The sequence below is a fragment of the Burkholderia sp. MSMB1072 genome, from assembly GCF_001524725.1.
Classification (GTDB): domain Bacteria; phylum Pseudomonadota; class Gammaproteobacteria; order Burkholderiales; family Burkholderiaceae; genus Burkholderia.
The window spans coordinates 118,887-135,588 of record NZ_LOYC01000047.1 but is presented as its reverse complement, the minus strand read 5'-3'; the positions used below and the strand labels follow the sequence as shown (position 1 = coordinate 135,588).

Below are 16,702 nucleotides of genomic sequence, written 5' to 3'. Positions count from 1 at the left end.
TATGAACAAGAGAAAAGTGATTCCGAGTCTGCGTTCGCTCGCAGATCAAGAACGCGCGACGGCCAAGAAGGCGCGCGCATCGTGGCAGATGTTCACGATTATGGCAGAGTTTATCGAGGCGACCGAGTACCTGTCGGAGATCCGCCCGGCCGTCAGCATCTACGGTTCTGCCCGCCTCAAACCCGACACGCCGCACTACAAGCTCGCCGCGCAAATCGCGCGCAAGCTGTCGGACGCCGGCTTCGCCGTGATCTCCGGTGGCGGCCCCGGCATCATGGAAGCCGCGAACAAGGGTGCGCACGCCGGCAAGGCGCCGTCGGTCGGCCTGAACATCGAGCTGCCGCACGAGCAGGCGGGCAATCACTATCAGGACATCTCGCTGCGCTTCCGCCACTTCTTCACGCGCAAGGTCACGTTCGTGAAGAACTCGGATGCGGTGATCGTGATGCCGGGCGGCTTCGGCACGCTCGACGAGCTGTCCGAAGTGCTCACGCTGATCCAGACGAAGAAGTCGCGCCTCGTGCCGATCATCCTCGTCGGCAGCGAGTTCTGGCAGGGGCTGCTGCAATGGTTCCGCGATCAACTGATTCCGATGGGCCTGATCAATCCGGAAGACATGGATCTGATGCAGGTGATCGACGATCCCGACCAGGTGCTGGATGCCGTGCTCGCGTTCTACGAGGACAGCGGCGAGGAAGAAGGCTCGGATGACGAAGATCATCCGCCGCGCCCGGAAGAAGACCGGATGTTCTATTTGTAACCGGTCAATGACGACAGCCGGCCCGACGGCCGGTGTCGTGCTTTTCAACTATGGACCTCGCGATCCGGCGGCCCGCCGGGCGTGATTTTGTAACGCGAGGTTAATGCCCGTTCGCCGCCGCGCGCGGTCGAATGTCAAATCCCCGCAGTCGGCGCTGCGCCATGTCGCGGGATCGCCCATACCGGCGGCCCGTCACTGTCAAATGGATGACCGGTCGCGCGCCTGCGCACCGCCAATCCTCCGTAATAATCACGACTCGCCTTTTCCATCGCGCGCCAGCACACTTCATCGTGTCGGCGCGGCGATCCCCCGGTGGAACGGTCCCCCTCGCTTCCATCGCGTCGCGCCGGCCCATTCATCACCCCACCACGGAAAAGAACATGCAACGCTCGCTGATCGCCCTCGCCTTCGCCGGCCTCGGCCTTTCGCTGTCCGGCCTCGCTCACGCCGTCAACGTCGACGTCAACATCGGCACGCCCCCGCCGGTCGTCGTCGCGCCCGCACCCGTCGTGGTCGCACCGGCGCCGGCGGTCATCGTCGGCTGGCACGGCGACCGCTACTGGGATGGCCGCCGCTACTGGGAACGCCGCGAGTGGGAAGATCACGAGCGTCATCGCGGTCATGGCGGCTATCACTGCCCGCCGGGGCACGCGAAAAAGGGCGAGTGCTGAGCGCCCAAGTACGGGGCCATCCGGCCTTCGTATCGAAACGAAAAGAACGAGGCCGCACGCGAACCCGGGTTCGCGTGCGGCCTTTGTCGTGACGGACGCCGTTGCGCGGTGTCGTTACTGAAACGCCACTTCCGCGAAGCTTCTCAGCTTGCGGCTATGCAGCTTGTCGAGCCCGTTCGTGCGCAGGATCTCCATCGCCTTCACGCCGATCTGCAGATGCTGGTCGACCTGCCCGCGATAGAACGTGTCGGCCATGCCCGGCAGCTTCAGTTCACCGTGCAGCGGCTTGTCCGACACGCACAGCAGCGTGCCGTACGGCACCCGGAAGCGGAAGCCGTTCGCGGCGATCGTCGCGCTTTCCATGTCGAGCGCGATCGCGCGGCTCTGCGACAGCCGCTGCACGGGCTCGCGATGGTCGCGCAGCTCCCAGTTGCGGTTGTCGACGCTCGCGACCGTGCCGGTGCGCATCACGCGCTTCAGTTCCGCGCCTTCGAGCCGCGTGACCTCGGCCACGCCGCGCTCGAGCGCGAGCTGCACTTCGGCCAGCGCCGGAATCGGCACCCACAGCGGCAGGTCGGCGTCGAGCACGTGATCCTCCCGCACGTAACCGTGCGCGAGCACGTAGTCGCCGAGACGCTGCGTGTTGCGCAGCCCCGCGCAGTGACCGAGCATCACCCACGCGTGCGGACGCAGCACCGCGATGTGATCGGTGATCGTCTTCGCGTTCGACGGGCCGACGCCGATGTTGACCATCGTGATCCCGCTGCCGTCCGCGCGCTTCAGGTGATACGCGGGCATCTGCGGCAGGCGCGGCGGCGCTGTGCCCTCGGCCGGTTCGCCGCCGAGGTTCGCGTTGTACGTGACGACGTCGCCCGGCTCGACGAACGCGCTGTACTCGCTGCGGTACGCGCGCACCTCGGGGTCGTCGCTTTCCGTCATCAGCGTACGGCCGAGCTTCACGAACTCGTCGATGTAGAACTGGTAGTTCGTGTACAGCACGTAGTTCTGGAAGTGCGTGGGCGACGTCGCCGTGTAGTGGCGCAGCCGGTGCAGCGAGAAGTCGACGCGTGCGGCCGTGAACAGCGCGAGCGGATGCGGCTCGCCCGGGGCCGGTTCGAACGTGCCGTTGACGATGCGATCGTCGAGATACGACAGATCGGGCGTGTCGAAGATGTCGCGCATCGCGAGCAGGCGGTCGCGATCGAGTTCGCCCTCGAGATGAATGCCTTCCGGAAAGGCGAAATGGATCGGAATCGGCTGCGACGACACGCCGATCTCGATCTTCACATGGTGGTTCTTCGACAGCAGGCGCAGTTGCTCGCGGTAGTAGTTCGCGAAGAGATCGGGGCGCGTGACCGTCGTCTCGAATACGCCGGGGCCCGCGACGAAGCCGTACGAGCGGCGCGAATCGACGTGCGTGTTGACGTCGGTGCGGATCCGCACGAACGGATAGCACGCGCGCACGTGCTCGGTGATCGGTTCGTGGCGGCGATAGCGCGCAAACGCATCGCGCAGGAAGCCCGTATTCGTGTCGTAAATGGCGGACAGCCGCGCAACGGCGGCGATCGGATCGTCGAAAGCCTCGACCGACGGGCTTTCGGGCGACAGCACACGGTGCCGGCGGCTCAAATCGTTCTTCATTTTCATCACCTCGTCTGATCCGACGACATTACCACGGAACCCCGTCGCCTTTATGGCTGCCCCTGCGCGCGCCAGGGCCGGATGGCGCGCAGTATTTGCTAAAATCGGTGGGTTCACTGGAGACTCATCATGAAGCCGCTCATTTTCGTCGCCGCTGCCGTCGCGTTTGCCGCCGCCAGCGTCGCTCACGCCGCCGGCGGCACGCCTGACGCCGACGCGCAGGCCCGGGCCGAGGCCAACGAAGCCGCCGGCCTGCCCGATCTCCGCAAGATCAACCGGCCGGGCGCCGAAGTCACGTCGAAAGTCGACTTCGCCGACATCCGCCGCACGCCGAGCTTCCACGAAAAGAGCAAGAACGGCACCGAAGTCACCGAGTACCGCGACCGCGGCAAGCCGGTCGAGATCGACGTGAAGTCGAACTTCGGCACGCGCTACCAGATGAGCTCGACGCCCGACACGTCGCCGAAGCCGCACGACGCGGGCATCCCGATCACGCGCCTGCCGTCGCTGAACCTGCGCTACTGATTCCGTGGCGCCGCGCACCGATCGCGCCGCGCCGCCCCTTCACCTGCTGTCGCGATGCACGCCGCCCGCGTGCCGACACCCTGACCTGACGCATCCCGCATGGCCGTTTTCACCGCTGTTTCCGACTCCGATCTCGCGCAATGGATGCGCCACTACGAACTGGGCGACGTGCTTGCGTTCCGCGGCATTCCGTCCGGTATCGAAAACAGCAATTTCTTCCTGACGACGACGCGCGGCGAATACGTCCTCACGATCTTCGAAAAGCTCACGGCGCAGCAACTGCCGTTCTATCTCGACCTGATGCGCCATCTGGCCGCCCACGGCGTGCCGGTGCCGGACCCGGTCCCGCGTGACGACGGCGCGTTGTTCGGCGAACTGCACGGCAAGCCGGCCGCGATCGTCACGAAGCTCGACGGCGCGGCCGAACTCGCGCCGGGGGTCGAACACTGCATCGAGGTCGGGCAGATGCTCGCGCGTCTGCATCTGGCCGGGCGCGACTACCCGCGCAGCCAGCCGAACCTGCGCAGCCTGCCGTGGTGGCAGGAGAACGTGCCGGCCATCGTGCCGTTCATCACGGACGCGCAACGCACGCTGCTCGAAGGCGAACTCGCGCACCAGGCCGGCTTCTTCGCGTCGGACGACTATGCGGCGCTGCCGGGCGGGCCGTGCCATTGCGACCTGTTCCGCGACAACGTGCTGTTCGCCCATGCGGCGCCCGGCACGGGCCACGAGGTGCGCCTCGGCGGCTTCTTCGACTTCTACTTCGCGGGCTGCGACAAGTGGCTGTTCGACGTCGCGGTGACCGTCAACGACTGGTGCGTCGACCTCGCGAGCGGCGTGCTCGACGTCGCGCGCGCCGATGCGCTGCTGCGCGCATACCAGACGGTCCGGCCGTTCACGGCCGAGGAACGGCGCCACTGGAGCGACATGCTGCGCGCCGGCGCATACCGCTTCTGGGTGTCGCGCCTGTACGACTTCTACCTGCCGCGCGCGGCCGAGATGCTCAAGCCGCACGACCCCGGCCATTTCGAACGCATCCTGCGGGAGCGTATCGCGCATACGCCCGCGCTTCCCGAGATCCAAACCGCATGCAACTGATCGAAGTGCCCGCGAAAACGGGCTATGTCTGGTTCCGTCAAGGCATCTGGCTGTTCCGCCGGAATCCTCTCGCGTTCATCACGCTGTTCTTTACGTACCTGCTCGCCATTACGCTGGTGTCGAAGGTGCCCGTGATCGGCTCGGCGCTGCCGCTGGTGTTCATTCCCGGCATCGCGGTCGGTTTCATGGCCGCGTGCCGCGACACGGTGGCCGGCAAGACCGTGATGCCGACGATTCTCGTCGACGGCTTTCGCTCGTACGGCACCGTCGCGACCCAGCGGCTGCTCGCGCTCGGCGCGATCTACGTCGCGTCGATGGTGCTGGTGTTCGCCGCTTCGTCGTTCGTGGACGGCGGCGCGCTGTTCCACGTGATGATGGGCGCGGCCGACGAAGCGAACACGACGCCCGAGACGCTGGCCGCGCAAGGCACGCTCGGCGCGTTGTTCTTCGCGACGCTGCTCTATCTGCCGGTCTCGATGCTGTTCTGGTTCGCGCCGGTGCTGGTTGCGTGGCATGACGTCCCGCCCGCGAAGGCGCTGTTCTTCAGCGTCGTCAGTTGCTGGCGCAATCGCGGCGCGTTCGTCGTGTACGGCGCGCTGTGGTTCGGCGTCGCGCTCGGCACGTCGCTCGCGCTGTCGCTGCTGCTGCAGGCGCTCGGCGCCGGCGCGTATGCGCTGACGATCATGATGCCGGTGACGATCATCATCGTCACGATGCTGTACTGCTCGTTCTACGCGACCTATCGCGGCTGCTTCGGCGTGCAGGAACCGGGCGCGACCACGACGATGTCGGGCCGCTGACCCTTCCCCGGCCGGCGCATGTCGCCGGCCATCTCGCCGTTTCTCGCGCCGGCTCGTCGCCCGGCGCGCCTTGACCTCTCCCCTTTTTCCGCTATCGACCCGCATCCGGTCGCCCTGTTCAATCCGGTCTTTTGGGCGCAAAATAATTTGCGTACAAATCGTTCGCGCATCCGCCGCGTTTCCCCGAATCATGGATCGCCTGCCTCCGCTGCCCCAGACGCTCGACGAGCAACTGTGCTTCGCGCTTTACTCGACTTCGCACGCGATGACGAAGGCGTACAAGCCGCTGCTCGACAAGCTGTCGCTGACCTATCCCCAATATCTCGCGATGCTCGTGCTATGGGAACGCGACGACATGGCCGTGAAAGACATCGCCGCGCGGCTCGATCTCGATCCGGCCACGGTCACGCCGCTGCTCAAGCGGCTGGAAGCGCTCGGCTACGTGGAACGCGTGCGTAGCGCGGCCGACGAGCGCGTCGTCAACGTGCGCGTGACGCCGGAAGGCCGTGCGCTGAAGGATCGCGCGCGCTCGGTGCCCGCCGATCTCTTTTGCGCGATGCAGCAAACCCCCGAGTTCCTGATCAGGCTGCGCGCCGATCTCCAACAATTGCGCGACGCGTTGTCGGCAGCCAACGAACGCTGACGTTCGAGCGCCGAGCGACCTGAGCGGCGCCATCGGGTTTTTCTTTCAAATTTCATTTGCACACTAATGATTTGTGTTCTATATTTTTCTCGTGGCCGGCGACGCCCCGTCTTGCCGGACCGCTTTTCTCCCCTTTTCCCGACAGGAGCTGCACGATGAACATTCTGTACAAGACCGGCGCCACGAGCACGGGCGGCCGCGACGGCCGCGCGGTATCCGCCGACCACAAGCTGGAAGTGAAGCTCGCCGCGCCGCGCGAACTCGGCGGCACGGGTGCGGAAGGCACGAATCCGGAGCAACTGTTTGCCGCAGGTTACTCGGCCTGTTTCCTGAGCGCGATGAAATTCGTCGCGGGTCAGAACAAGCAGACGCTGCCGGCCGATACGCAGGTCACGGCAGAAGTGGGCATCGGGCCGAACGATGCCGGCGGCTTCGGGCTCGACATCGAACTGCGCGTATCGCTGCCGGGGCTCGACAAGGCCGACGCGCAGACGCTGGTCGACAAGGCGCACCACGTGTGCCCGTATTCGAACGCCACGCGCAACAACGTACCGGTGCGCCTGACGGTCGTCTGACGCGACGCAGGTTCAGCGGAATGCAAAAAGGGCGCGTGCAGCACCATGCCGCACGCGCCCTTTTGCGCGAATCGTCGAAATGGCGGGCCGGCAGGCCCGCGTGCGCCGCTTAGCGCGCGCCGAACGAATACGGGCGGTTCAGTGCCGCGTCGCGATCGATCTTGCGCATGCGGAATTCGAGATCGTAGATGTCGGTGGCTTCGGCCAGGTACGCGTCGGCGCGCTCTTTCGCGGCCTTTTCAGCATTCTTGGTCAGCATCAGGAAGAGGTGGCTCAGCAGGTACATGTTCGATCTCGCAAAGGTCTGGACTAGGGTTTTCCCTAATTATAGGGAAAACCCTAGTCTTTGGCCAGCGTCGATCAAACGGTGCGTCGTTCGGTCGCCACAGTGCGACGATTGGTTTCGAAAAAGGCCCAGATCATCGCGCTTGCGTCGGGGCCGACTGCCGCGTGAAACGGCACGGCTTCGTCGCCGCCGGCCCATGCGTGATCGAGCCCTTTCACGTGGCAAAGCCGCACGACCGGCTCGCCGTCGCGGCATACGTCGGTAATCCGCGCGCCCGTTTCGCGCGTCTCGACCCGCTCGCCGCCGCGCAATGCACCCCGGCTGTCGGCGAGCCCGTTCAGGCGCATGAACTGCACGGCCAGTTGGTCGGCATTCTTCGGCGCGACGACCCGATCGCCGTCGCCCTGGACGATCAAGGCCGGCATGCCCGGATACGCGCCGGCGTCGACCAGCGTATCGACCGCCGCAGCCGGGTTCTGCCGCAGGCCGCGCCGCATCACGTCCATCGCCGTGATGCCGGAATTCGCCTCGCCCAGCGCGGGGCCGGAGTGCAACGCGACCGCCGCGAAGCGGTCCGGATGGTGCAGCGCAAGAAGCGACGCGAGGCCCGCGCCAGCCGACAGCCCCGCGACATAGACGCGCGACGCGTCGAAGCCGTGCTCGTCGACCAGCGCGTCGACCAGCGACGCCACCGCGTCCGCCTCGCCCCGCCCCGCGCGGTCGGTGTCCTCATACCAGTGCCAGCAACCATGCGCGTGCGCACGCAGCGACTGCTCCGGATACAGCACCGCGAAACCGTGCTTGTCGGCCAACAGGTTCATCCGCGTGCCTTGCGCGAATTCGTCGACGGACTGCTTGCAGCCGTGCAGCATCACGACGAGCGGCATCGCGTCACGCCGGCGGCCGGGCGGCACATAGAGCCCGTACGCGAGGTTCTGGACGAGGCGGCCGAGCGCCGGCGCCATCGGATGTTCGCCGCGCGTCCATTCCCCCGCCGCCCAGGCGGCCGCGCGCGGCCGCACGCGCGATTCGCGCGGCTGGGACGGATCGAGCACGGCAGGAGAGGCCACGGCCTCGAGTGCATCGCGGGTGATGCGCTGCGCATCGCGCGCCGCTCGCTTGGCGACCGGAGACAGCATGCGTTTCATGCCGCCCAGCCACACCTTGGTCAGACTTTTGGTCATCGATCGGGCTCGCAGTCAGGAAAAATAGGGGCGCCATCAGAGCACCGCAACGGATGCATCGTTCGACTTTGTGCAATGCACCATAGCATTGTTTCCAGGATTTTTCCTGCGCGTCGATCGTTCCCGATGGTGCAAAAAACGGGCCTCATGCGGACGCGGCGCTATACTGAGGCTTCGTCGCTTGTATCCGTTGTAGTCGTTCTTCCCGGCTCGCGCGTTGATTTAAGCATTGTCCCCGCCTTCGTCCGCCCCCTTCCCGATGTTCGACCTGCCCGCTCACCTGTGGATCATGATCACCGCGTTCGGCGGCGCCGGCCTGACCTTGCCGCTCGCGATCACGATCGCCGTCTGGCTCGCGCTCGGCTACTCGTGGCAGCGCGCGGCCGCATGGCTCGGCGTGCTCGCGGCCGCGATCGGCGTGGTGGCGCTCACGAAGATCGCGTTCCTCGGCTGGGGCATCGGCATCCGCGCGTGGGATTTCACCGGGTTCAGCGGGCATGCGATGCTGTCGACGTCGGTGTATCCGGTGGCGATTTTCCTCGCGCTGATCCGCACGCGCACGCCGGTGCGGATCGCCGGCATCGCGCTCGGGCTCGCGGCCGGCGTCGCGGTCGGCGTGTCGCGGGTCGCACTCGCCGCGCATTCGCCGTCCGAATCGATCACCGGCTGCATCGTCGGCGCGATCGCCGCGCTCGCGTTCATCGCCGGCTCGTGGCGCGCGGCGCCGCACCGCTGGTCGGTGCCGGCGGTCGTCGCGAGCCTCGCGCTCGTCACCGTGGCGCTGCACGGCCTCACGGTGCCGTCGCACCGCTGGGTCACCAAGGTCGCGCTGCAACTGTCGGGCCACGAGCGCCCGTTCGTCCGCGCGCGCTGGAAGGCCAATCCGAACTACCATCCTGCGTCGCAGCCGTCGTCGCTGCAGCGCACCCAATCGGCGCCGCATACGCTTCACGCGTGACGGGCGCCGCTTTCCACGTCTGACCGTTTCATGCGCACCTTCGCATGAGCAGTATGCCGAGCGTTATAACCCGCCCTATATTACGATTACGGTTTCCACCCATTCGAAACGAATCCCATGCGCTCAACCGTCCGTCCGCTTCGCCGCGCCCTGCTTCGCCTGCTGCCGATCGCCACGCTTGCCGCCGGGGTCGCGTTCAGCGCGCCCGCTTCCGCCGCCGACGAACTGGTCGTGTCGGCGGCCGCCAGCCTGACGAATGCATTCAAGGCCGTCGGCGACGCGTACGAGAAGCAGCATCCCGACACCAAGGTGCTGTTCAATTTCGGTGCATCGGACGTGCTGATGCAGCAGATCGCCAAGGGCGCCCCGGCCGACGTGTTCGCATCGGCCGACCAGAAGGCGATGGATCGCGCGGTAAACGAGAAGGTGATCGTGCCCGGCACGCGCCGCGATTTCGCCGCGAACTCGCTCGTGCTGATCGTGCCGGCGGATAGCCGCGCGGCCGCGCCGACGTCGCTGAACGACCTCGCCGCGCCCGGCGTGAAGCGCATCGCGTACGGCGACCCGGCCTCGGTGCCGGTCGGCCGCTACACCGAGGGCGCACTGCGCGCGGCCGGTGTGTGGGACGCCGTCAGCGCGAAGGGCGTGCTCGCCGCCAACGTGCGCCAGAGCCTCGACTACGTCGCGCGCGGCGAGGTCGACGCAGGCTTCGTGTTCGGCACCGATGCCGCGATCATGCCGGGCCGCGTGAAGGTCGCGCTGACGGTGCCGACCCAGACGGCCATCACCTATCCGATCGCCGTGGTCAAGGACAGCCGCCACGCCGCGCAGGCGCAGTCGTTCATCGATTTCGTCGCGTCGCCGCAGGGCCAGGCCGTGCTGTCGACGTTCGGCTTCAAGCCCGCCAAGTGAGCGTATCTCGATGCAAGACGCCTGGGTCCCGCTGCTGCTGTCGCTGAAGGTGGCCGGCTGGGCGACCGCGCTCGACATCGTGCTCGGCGTCGCGGCCGCGTTCGTGCTCGCGCGCTGGCGCTCGCCGCTGCGCGACGTCGTCGATTCCGTGCTGACGCTGCCGCTCGTGCTGCCGCCGACGGTGCTCGGCTATTACCTGCTCGTGCTGCTCGGCCGGCGCGGCGTGTTCGGCGCGTGGCTCGACACGCTCGGCATCGCGCTGGTGTTCACGTGGCAGGGTGCGGTGATCGCGTCGATGGTCGTCGCGTTTCCGCTGATCCTGAAATCGGCGCGCGCGGCGTTCGAGGGGGTCGATCCGCATCTGGAGCGCGCCGCGCGCACGCTCGGGCTCGGCGAAGGGGCGGTGTTCTTCCGTGTGACGCTGCCGCTCGCCGCGCGCGGGATCCTCGCGGGGGCGCTGCTCGCGTTCGCGCGTGCGCTCGGCGAATTCGGCGCGACGCTGATGATCGCCGGCAACCTGCCCGGCCGCACGCAGACGCTGTCGGTCGCAATCTACGCAGCCGTGCAGGCCGGCGACGACGCCACGGCCAACTTCCTCGTGCTGGTGACGTCGATCACCTGCGTGCTCGTGCTGCTCGCGACCGGCTGGCTCGTGCCGTCGCGCGCCCGGCGGAGCCAACTGACATGAAGCACCCGTCCCGTCCGTATCGCCGGCGCCCTCCGGCGGCGCGCCTGCCTCGGCGGAGGGTCGAATGAGCCTCGTCGTCGATATCCGCAAGACCTATGCGAACGCCGAGCGGCGCTTCACGCTCGACATGTCGTTCACGGCGGCGACGCAGCGCGTCGTGCTGTTCGGACCGTCGGGCGCGGGCAAGAGCATGACGCTGCAAGCGATCGCCGGACTGCTGACGCCCGACGAAGGCACGATCGTGCTGAACGGCGAACCGCTGTTCGACGCCGCGCGCCGCATCGACGTGCCGACCCGCGAACGCCGTGTCGCGTACCTGTTCCAGGACTACGCGCTGTTTCCGCATCTGAACGTGCGACAGAACATCGCGTTCGGGCTCACGTCCGGGCTGCGCAACCCGCGTGCGAAAACGGCGCCGCCGGAGGTCGCGTACTGGCTGCGCGCGTTCGACCTCGAATCGCTCGCGGGGCAGTACCCGTCGCAGTTGTCGGGCGGGCAGAAGCAGCGCGTGGCGCTCGCGCGCGCGCTGGTCGCGCAGCCGCGCATCCTGCTGCTCGACGAACCGTTCGCGGCGCTCGACGGCGCGATGCGCCAGCGCATGCGTCATGAGCTCGCCGAACTGCAGGCGCGGCTCGACATCCCGATGGTGCTGATCTCGCACGACCCCGACGACGTCGCCGCCTTCGGCGACCAGGTCGTGCAGTTGAGCGAAGGACGCGTGCAGGCGAGTGCGCCGCACGCCGAGTGGCCGACGCGCGTCACCTGAACGCGCGACGCCGTGGTCGTGACCGTGGCGCTGGCCGCCACGTTGAAGCCTGAGAGACGCCGCGCCCGCGGCACATGCTGAAAGCGGAAACGAAGCCGGTGCGATGCAGACGAATGCGGCACCGGCTTCGCCCCGCCCCTGCGGCGAGCCGCGCTGCCCGCCCGGTCAGCCCGTCACCGCCAGAATCACGCTCGACGCCTTGAACAGCGCGATCGCGCGCCGGCCGGCTTCGAGCTGCAACGCGTCGACGCTGTCGTTGGTCACGACGGCCGTCAGCGTCCCGCCGCCGTCGAGCGCGAGCGTCACCTCGCTGTTCACCGCGCCCGCCGCGACAGCTTCGACGCTGCCGCGCAGCCGGTTGCGCGCGGACACCTTCAGCTCGGCCCCGCCATCGTCGACCGCGAGCACGACCCACGACGCCTTCACCAGCGCGCACGCGCTCGCGCCTTCCCGCAGCCCGAGCGCCTCGGCGCTTTCGTGCGTGAGCACGGCGACGACGGATTGCCCGCCCGGCAGCGCAAGCGTCACCTCGTCGTTGACGGTGCCGCGCACGATCGACGCGACCTTGCCGAACCACTGGTTGCGCGCGCTCGTCTTCATCCCGATCCGGCCGATCAGCGCCCAGTCGACGTCGAAGCCGGCCACGGCCGCGCTCGCGGCCTCGATGAAGCGGCGATGCTCGCGCTCGATCGTGCGAAATGCGGCGATCAGCGACGTCGCGCGCGGCGTCAGCGTCGTGCCGCCGCCGCCCTTGCCGCCCGTCGAACGCGCGACGAGCGGCTCGCCGGCAAGATTGTTCATCGTGTCGACCGCGTCCCACGCGGCCTTGTAGCTGAGGCCGACGGCCTTCGCCGCGCGCGTGATCGAACCGGTGTCGCCGATCGCCGCGAGCAGCGCGATGCGCGTCGCGCCGCCGAGCGTCTGTTCGCCGGCGCGCAGCCACAGCTGGCCGCCCAGTTCGAGCGGCCCGGCGGACGAGGAAGAATGCGGTGCGTCGGTCATCATCGGCATGCGTGCGGGAAACGGGCGGCCATTATAGGGGCGACGCGCGGCGCTCAGCCCGGCTTGCCGCCGAGCTTCGGCGCCCGCAGGCTGGCCAGTAGCGCCTCGGCGTCGCGTGCCGCCCGCTGTTCGAGCGCGGCGCCGTAGCCGCGCACGAAACCGAGCTGGTACGGCGGCGCCGCGAGTTGCTCGAGATGATGCAGCGCGACCATCGCGTCGTTCGCCTCGCCGAGCACGCTCTGTACGCGCGCCAGCGTCTTGACCGTCTCGTTGCGCGTGCGGCGCGACGCGAGCGACGCGAAGAATTCGAGGGCATAGCGCAGCCGCTTCGCATCGATCCGCACCCGATGGCGTGCCGCGGTGTCGAGCGACGTGAGCGACGGCGATGCGTAGAGATGACCGAACAGCCGCCGCACACGCTTGGTCGCGTGACGCCGCAGCGACGGCGCGTCGTCGCCATCGGCCGCCGGCAGCGCGAGCGCGCTCAGCCATTCGAGCCAGCCGAGCGTCAGCCGCGCATAGCGGGCCGAATGCAGCGCCTGCCGCAGTTCGACCCGCGCGGCCATCGACTGCGCGCGGGCGGCGTCGAGCGTGCCGCCCCAGTCGCTGCCGCCGCCGTCGGCCGCGATCAGCGCGGGCAGGCTCTCGGTCGCGAACACGTCCCAGTCGCGCACCGTGCCGAGCAGCGCGGCGAGCCAGCGCAGGTCGACGCCGAGCGTGTCCTTCCATTGACGGTCGGTGAAGCGCGGGAAGAAGCGCATCAGCGTGCGCAGGCGGCGCAGCGCGACGCGCATCTGGTGCACGAATTCGGGATCGTCGCGATCGAGTACGCCGCATTCGTTGCCGAGCCACTGCGCGGTGATGTCGCCGGACAGCGCGAACAGCGCGGCTCGCTGGGTGCGGATGCCGGTCAGGTCGACGGATTGCGCCTTGACCAGCGCGGGAGCCAACGGGCCGCCCGCACAGGCGCGGTCGATCACGCTCGTCAGTTGCACGAAGGCGGGCCACGCGCCGCTCAGTTCGCGCGCCGCGGCAAACAACGCGCGCAGCGCGGCCGTGCGCGCGGCCACGGTTTCCCAGTCGGGCGCGGCCAGGCGCAACTCGACGTGGCGGCGCGGCGGCTCGCTGCCGCCGTGCAGCGTGATGTCGTCGAGCGTCATTTCGACCACGACGCCGCTGTCGTCGGCCCAGCGCCCGCGCCGCCGTTCGCTGACGAGGCGCAGCGCCGACGCCTGGGACCGCGCTTCGTCGGTGTCCGGTGCAACGCCGCCGACGGCGGCCGGTGCGTCGGCACCGGCTGCGGCACTCGGCGTGGGTATCGGCAGCGGCGTGGCGACCGCGATCCCCGCGTGCTCCGCGTCGAACAGTTCGCGCTGCGTGACGCCGGGGGCGAACGTCGCGGTGCGCGAGGCGACGACCCGCGTGCCATGCGCGTTCGATTCGACCCACGTCCACCAGTTCGCGCCGGGACTCCGCTCGGCCTCCTCGATCTGGCACGGTGCGATCGTCACGCGCTCGTGGCCGCGTCGCATCCGGACCTGCGGGCAGATCCGCCACGCACGCACGAGTTCGGCGCCGAAGTCGCGCTGCGCGCCCCGGGCGCGGCTTGCGCCCTTGACCGGCCAGCCTTCCAGCGACAACGACAACACGATTTCCAGCACACGCGACATGGAGGCTCCTGCACATGAAGGATCGCCGGCGCATCGACCGCGCCGGCGTCGCTCGTGAAGCAGCTTCCATAGTACACGGCCCAAAACGGCGCAGGTGACGATCCGGCCCTGTCTCCCTGCGGCCGGTCAAGCCGGCACGTCAGACGGCGTATTGCGCGATGCCGTTGCCGAACGACCAGTTCTCCTTCAGCACCTCGACGAGACTGATGAATACGTCTTCCCGCCGCACGCCGGGCTGCTGCGCGAGGTTCTCGACGATCGTCCGGTACAGCGCCCGCTTCTGCTCGAGCGTGCGTGTGTTGTTCGCGGTGATCTGGATCATCACGAGATCGTCGCTGCGCTCGATATCGTAGTAATGATGGCCGAACACGAAATTCTCGGCCGCATGCTCGGTCACGACCATGAAGATGTCGTCCTCGGGTACGTTGAACGTCTGCATCAGCGCGCGGTGCACGCCGTCGACGAGGGCCCTGCGGTAGGCGGCCGGTTTGCCTTCGCGTACGGCGATACGGGTGAATGGCATGGTCTTGCTCCTGTCGGTAAGTGACGTTGAAGAACGAAAACACGGCGTCAGGTTAGGCGCGCCAATCTATAATGAACAGTCATTGATGAATATTTCATTCATTTTCATTTGAAATGAAAGTACTCGATCTCGATGCCGTCCGCGCATTCGTGCTGGTCGCCGACCTCGCCAGCTTCACGCGCGCCGCCGATGCGCTCGGCACCACGCAATCGGCCGTCAGCCTGAAGCTGAAGCGGCTGGAAGCCCATCTCGGCAAGCCGCTGCTGGCGCGCACGCCGCGCGTCGTCAAGCTGGCCGCCGACGGCGAAAATTTCCTGCCGGCCGCCCGCGCGCTGCTCGACGCGCACGAGCATGCGCTCGGCGCGATCTCGACCGGCACGGTCCGCCTGTCGCTCGGCGTCAGCGAGCACGTCGCGGTGCCCGACCTGCCGGCCGTGCTCACGAGCCTGCACCGGCAGGATCCGGGGCTGTCGCTGGAAATGCATCTCGGCGCGTCGACGAGCCTGCTCCCGCAATACGACGAACGGCGGTTCGACGCGGTGATCGTCCGTCACGAGCCGGGCGAGGATCCGCCGCGCGACGACGGCACCCCGCTGTTCACCGAGCCGCTGGCCTGGCTCGCCGCGCCCGACTGGACGCCGCGCGCCGGCGACCCGCTGCCGCTCGCGGTGCTGGCCGGCCCCTGCGGCGTGCGGGCCGCCGCGCTGCGCGCGCTCGACCGCGCGGGGCTGCCATGGCGCGAGCGCTTCACGGGCGGCGGGGTCGCGGCGGTCACGGCGGCGGCCGCGGCGGGGCTTGCCGTCTGCCCGCTCGCGCGCCGCGTCGCCCCGCGCACGCTGGTCGACGTCGGCACGAAATTCGGGCTGCCGCCGCTGCCGCAATCGCAGGTCGTGCTGTATTCGCGCGTACGCGACGCCCGGGCCGCCGCCGCGCTGCGCAGGTTTGCCGACAGCCTTGCAATCTCGGCGTAAACTAGCAGGCTTCGCCGCCCCGCAATCTCCAGACGAATGCCGATGAAGCCCGACGCCCGCAAGCACCTCCGCGCCAATCTGCTGATGCTCGCCGCCGCCGCGATCTGGGGTTCCGCTTTCGTCGCGCAACGCCTGAGCCTCGACGTGATCGGGCCGTTCCTGTTCACCGGGCTGCGCTTCCTGCTCGGCGCGCTCGTGCTGGTGCCGCTGCTGACGGTGAATGCGGCGTCGCGCGCGCAGCTCGCGGCCATCCGGCGCGAACCGGCCCTGCTGCTGCCGGGCCTCGCGCTCGGCGGTCTGCTCGCCGTGTCGATCTCGCTGCAGCAGTTCGGCCTGCAATACACGCGGATCGCCAACGCCGGCTTCATCAGCTCGCTGTACGTCGTGATCGTGCCGCTGATGGGCGTGTTCGCGCGCCACCGGATCGGCGCGGGCACGTGGTTCGGCGCGTTGCTGGCCGCGATCGGCCTGTATTTCCTCAGCATCGACGAACACTTCGCGGTGCTCGACGGCGACTGGTTCCAGCTCGCGGGCGCCGTCATCATCGCCGCGCACGTGATGACGGTCGGCCATCTCGCGAAACGCCACGATCCGCTCGTGCTCGCGTTCCTGCAATTCGCCGTGTGCGGCATCGCGTGTCTCGCGGTCGGCCTGGCGGTCGAACCCGTCAGCGTCGCGATGCTGCGCGGCGCGCTGCCGACGCTGCTGTACGGCGGGCTGCTGTCGGTCGGGGTCGGCTATACGCTGCAGGTCGTCGCGCAACGCGACGCGGCGCCCGCACACGCGGCCGTGATCTTCAGCATGGAAGGCGTGTTCGCGGCGATCGCCGGCTGGGCCGCGCTCGGCGAAACGCTGACGCTGCGCGCACTCGTCGGCTGCGCGCTGATGCTGGCCGGCCTGCTCGCGTGCCAGTTGCTGCCGAACGGCGACGCACGGAAAAAGGACGAGGACGCGCTGCCGGCGTGACACCCACCGTCCCTATAATGGCGATTCGCGTGACTTCCACGCCAACCGCTTCCGACAGGCCTG

At 68.3% G+C, this 16,702-nt stretch carries 19 protein-coding genes; 13 read left to right on the top strand and 6 right to left on the bottom strand.

Annotated elements, in window-relative coordinates:
- Nucleotide 1 precedes the first annotated feature (1 nt).
- Both WS89_RS23715 and WS89_RS23710 read left to right on the top strand, forming a co-directional pair.
- Nucleotides 2–760, top strand: a complete 759-nt coding sequence (locus WS89_RS23715; protein WP_059501211.1) for a TIGR00730 family Rossman fold protein — start codon at nucleotides 2–4, stop codon at nucleotides 758–760.
- Between the two features lie 380 nt (nucleotides 761–1,140).
- On the top strand, nucleotides 1,141–1,431 hold the full coding sequence (locus WS89_RS23710; protein ID WP_059501212.1) for a hypothetical protein: 291 nt from the start codon (nucleotides 1,141–1,143) through the stop codon (nucleotides 1,429–1,431).
- 114 nt (nucleotides 1,432–1,545) lie between these two features.
- Here WS89_RS23710 and WS89_RS23705 read toward each other — a convergent pair whose 3' ends face one another.
- Nucleotides 1,546–3,072, bottom strand: a complete 1,527-nt coding sequence (locus WS89_RS23705) for an AMP nucleosidase (protein WP_034205241.1) — start codon at nucleotides 3,070–3,072, stop codon at nucleotides 1,546–1,548.
- Between the two features lie 129 nt (nucleotides 3,073–3,201).
- On the opposite strand from WS89_RS23705, the gene WS89_RS23700 reads away from it, so the two are divergent.
- The 5 genes from WS89_RS23700 to WS89_RS23680 all read left to right on the top strand — a co-directional run bounded on the left by WS89_RS23700 (nucleotide 3,202) and on the right by WS89_RS23680 (nucleotide 6,713).
- Complete coding sequence (locus WS89_RS23700; RefSeq protein WP_006479446.1) at nucleotides 3,202–3,597, top strand: hypothetical protein; 396 nt, start codon at nucleotides 3,202–3,204, stop codon at nucleotides 3,595–3,597.
- Between the two features lie 99 nt (nucleotides 3,598–3,696).
- On the top strand, nucleotides 3,697–4,695 hold the full coding sequence (locus WS89_RS23695) for a homoserine kinase (protein WP_059501214.1): 999 nt from the start codon (nucleotides 3,697–3,699) through the stop codon (nucleotides 4,693–4,695).
- Entirely contained in the window at nucleotides 4,686–5,495 is an 810-nt protein-coding gene (locus WS89_RS23690) for a BPSS1780 family membrane protein (RefSeq protein WP_059501215.1), read from the top strand. The genes WS89_RS23695 and WS89_RS23690 overlap by 10 nt, the downstream gene beginning before the upstream one ends.
- A gap of 190 nt (nucleotides 5,496–5,685) precedes the next feature.
- Nucleotides 5,686–6,138: a MarR family winged helix-turn-helix transcriptional regulator gene (locus tag WS89_RS23685; protein ID WP_059501216.1), complete on the top strand. Its 453-nt coding sequence runs from the start codon at nucleotides 5,686–5,688 to the stop codon at nucleotides 6,136–6,138.
- A 155-nt stretch (nucleotides 6,139–6,293) separates the two neighbouring features.
- Nucleotides 6,294–6,713, top strand: coding sequence for an organic hydroperoxide resistance protein (locus WS89_RS23680; protein WP_059793880.1), 420 nt, complete (start codon nucleotides 6,294–6,296; stop codon nucleotides 6,711–6,713).
- Between the two features lie 109 nt (nucleotides 6,714–6,822).
- Here the strand turns inward: WS89_RS23680 and WS89_RS33095 are convergent, their stop codons facing one another.
- Together WS89_RS33095 and WS89_RS23675 are read right to left on the bottom strand one after the other, a co-directional pair.
- Nucleotides 6,823–6,999: a DUF3563 family protein gene (locus WS89_RS33095; protein WP_080747669.1), complete on the bottom strand. Its 177-nt coding sequence runs from the start codon at nucleotides 6,997–6,999 to the stop codon at nucleotides 6,823–6,825.
- 74 nt (nucleotides 7,000–7,073) lie between these two features.
- A complete protein-coding gene (locus tag WS89_RS23675) occupies nucleotides 7,074–8,183 on the bottom strand; it encodes an extracellular catalytic domain type 1 short-chain-length polyhydroxyalkanoate depolymerase (protein ID WP_059793879.1) in 1,110 nt (369 codons plus the stop codon).
- 259 nt (nucleotides 8,184–8,442) lie between these two features.
- Here WS89_RS23675 and WS89_RS23670 point away from each other — a divergent pair, with 259 nt between their 5' ends.
- The 4 genes from WS89_RS23670 to WS89_RS23655 all read left to right on the top strand — a co-directional run bounded on the left by WS89_RS23670 (nucleotide 8,443) and on the right by WS89_RS23655 (nucleotide 11,507).
- Nucleotides 8,443–9,141, top strand: coding sequence for a phosphatase PAP2 family protein (locus WS89_RS23670; RefSeq protein WP_059501218.1), 699 nt, complete (start codon nucleotides 8,443–8,445; stop codon nucleotides 9,139–9,141).
- Nucleotides 9,142–9,258: 117 nt separating this feature from the next.
- Nucleotides 9,259–10,053 (top strand): molybdate ABC transporter substrate-binding protein, encoded by a 795-nt coding sequence (gene modA / locus WS89_RS23665; protein ID WP_059793877.1) that lies wholly within the window; start codon nucleotides 9,259–9,261, stop codon nucleotides 10,051–10,053.
- Between the two features lie 10 nt (nucleotides 10,054–10,063).
- Entirely contained in the window at nucleotides 10,064–10,741 is a 678-nt protein-coding gene (modB, locus tag WS89_RS23660; RefSeq protein ID WP_059501220.1) for a molybdate ABC transporter permease subunit, read from the top strand.
- Between the two features lie 64 nt (nucleotides 10,742–10,805).
- Complete coding sequence (locus WS89_RS23655) at nucleotides 10,806–11,507, top strand: sulfate/molybdate ABC transporter ATP-binding protein (RefSeq protein WP_059501221.1); 702 nt, start codon at nucleotides 10,806–10,808, stop codon at nucleotides 11,505–11,507.
- Nucleotides 11,508–11,672: 165 nt separating this feature from the next.
- Here WS89_RS23655 and WS89_RS23650 read toward each other — a convergent pair whose 3' ends face one another.
- The 3 genes from WS89_RS23650 to WS89_RS23640 form a co-directional block, all read right to left on the bottom strand.
- On the bottom strand, nucleotides 11,673–12,509 hold the full coding sequence (locus tag WS89_RS23650; RefSeq protein WP_059793964.1) for a TOBE domain-containing protein: 837 nt from the start codon (nucleotides 12,507–12,509) through the stop codon (nucleotides 11,673–11,675).
- Nucleotides 12,510–12,562: 53 nt separating this feature from the next.
- Entirely contained in the window at nucleotides 12,563–14,179 is a 1,617-nt protein-coding gene (locus WS89_RS23645; protein WP_059793875.1) for a CHAD domain-containing protein, read from the bottom strand.
- Between the two features lie 139 nt (nucleotides 14,180–14,318).
- Complete coding sequence (locus WS89_RS23640; RefSeq protein ID WP_059793873.1) at nucleotides 14,319–14,702, bottom strand: tautomerase family protein; 384 nt, start codon at nucleotides 14,700–14,702, stop codon at nucleotides 14,319–14,321.
- A 113-nt stretch (nucleotides 14,703–14,815) separates the two neighbouring features.
- Between WS89_RS23640 and WS89_RS23635 the strand changes: the two genes are divergently transcribed.
- Both WS89_RS23635 and WS89_RS23630 read left to right on the top strand, forming a co-directional pair.
- Nucleotides 14,816–15,673 carry a LysR family transcriptional regulator gene (locus WS89_RS23635; RefSeq protein ID WP_059793871.1) on the top strand — a complete coding sequence of 286 codons (858 nt, stop codon included), beginning with the start codon at nucleotides 14,816–14,818 and terminating at the stop codon, nucleotides 15,671–15,673.
- Between the two features lie 42 nt (nucleotides 15,674–15,715).
- Nucleotides 15,716–16,639 (top strand): DMT family transporter, encoded by a 924-nt coding sequence (locus WS89_RS23630; RefSeq protein WP_059793961.1) that lies wholly within the window; start codon nucleotides 15,716–15,718, stop codon nucleotides 16,637–16,639.
- Nucleotides 16,640–16,702: the final 63 nt, after the last annotated feature.

Bases quoted from the DNA above. Each gene is read 5' to 3' on its own strand.
- WS89_RS23685 (WP_059501216.1), top strand. From the start codon at position 5,686: ATGGATCGCCTGCCTCCGCTGCCCCAGACGCTCGACGAGCAACTGTGC.
- WS89_RS23690 (WP_059501215.1), top strand. From the start codon at position 4,686: ATGCAACTGATCGAAGTGCCCGCGAAAACGGGCTATGTCTGGTTCCGT.
- WS89_RS23695 (WP_059501214.1), top strand. From the start codon at position 3,697: ATGGCCGTTTTCACCGCTGTTTCCGACTCCGATCTCGCGCAATGGATG.
- WS89_RS23635 (WP_059793871.1), top strand. From the start codon at position 14,816: ATGAAAGTACTCGATCTCGATGCCGTCCGCGCATTCGTGCTGGTCGCC.
- WS89_RS23630 (WP_059793961.1), top strand. From the start codon at position 15,716: ATGAAGCCCGACGCCCGCAAGCACCTCCGCGCCAATCTGCTGATGCTC.
- modB (WP_059501220.1), top strand. From the start codon at position 10,064: ATGCAAGACGCCTGGGTCCCGCTGCTGCTGTCGCTGAAGGTGGCCGGC.
- WS89_RS23670 (WP_059501218.1), top strand. From the start codon at position 8,443: ATGTTCGACCTGCCCGCTCACCTGTGGATCATGATCACCGCGTTCGGC.
- WS89_RS23710 (WP_059501212.1), top strand. From the start codon at position 1,141: ATGCAACGCTCGCTGATCGCCCTCGCCTTCGCCGGCCTCGGCCTTTCG.
- WS89_RS23675 (WP_059793879.1), bottom strand. From the start codon at position 8,183: ATGACCAAAAGTCTGACCAAGGTGTGGCTGGGCGGCATGAAACGCATG.
- WS89_RS33095 (WP_080747669.1), bottom strand. From the start codon at position 6,999: ATGTACCTGCTGAGCCACCTCTTCCTGATGCTGACCAAGAATGCTGAA.
- WS89_RS23650 (WP_059793964.1), bottom strand. From the start codon at position 12,509: ATGACCGACGCACCGCATTCTTCCTCGTCCGCCGGGCCGCTCGAACTG.
- WS89_RS23645 (WP_059793875.1), bottom strand. From the start codon at position 14,179: ATGTCGCGTGTGCTGGAAATCGTGTTGTCGTTGTCGCTGGAAGGCTGG.
- WS89_RS23715 (WP_059501211.1), top strand. From the start codon at position 2: ATGAACAAGAGAAAAGTGATTCCGAGTCTGCGTTCGCTCGCAGATCAA.
- modA (WP_059793877.1), top strand. From the start codon at position 9,259: ATGCGCTCAACCGTCCGTCCGCTTCGCCGCGCCCTGCTTCGCCTGCTG.
- WS89_RS23680 (WP_059793880.1), top strand. From the start codon at position 6,294: ATGAACATTCTGTACAAGACCGGCGCCACGAGCACGGGCGGCCGCGAC.
- WS89_RS23640 (WP_059793873.1), bottom strand. From the start codon at position 14,702: ATGCCATTCACCCGTATCGCCGTACGCGAAGGCAAACCGGCCGCCTAC.
- WS89_RS23700 (WP_006479446.1), top strand. From the start codon at position 3,202: ATGAAGCCGCTCATTTTCGTCGCCGCTGCCGTCGCGTTTGCCGCCGCC.
- WS89_RS23655 (WP_059501221.1), top strand. From the start codon at position 10,806: ATGAGCCTCGTCGTCGATATCCGCAAGACCTATGCGAACGCCGAGCGG.
- WS89_RS23705 (WP_034205241.1), bottom strand. From the start codon at position 3,072: ATGAAGAACGATTTGAGCCGCCGGCACCGTGTGCTGTCGCCCGAAAGC.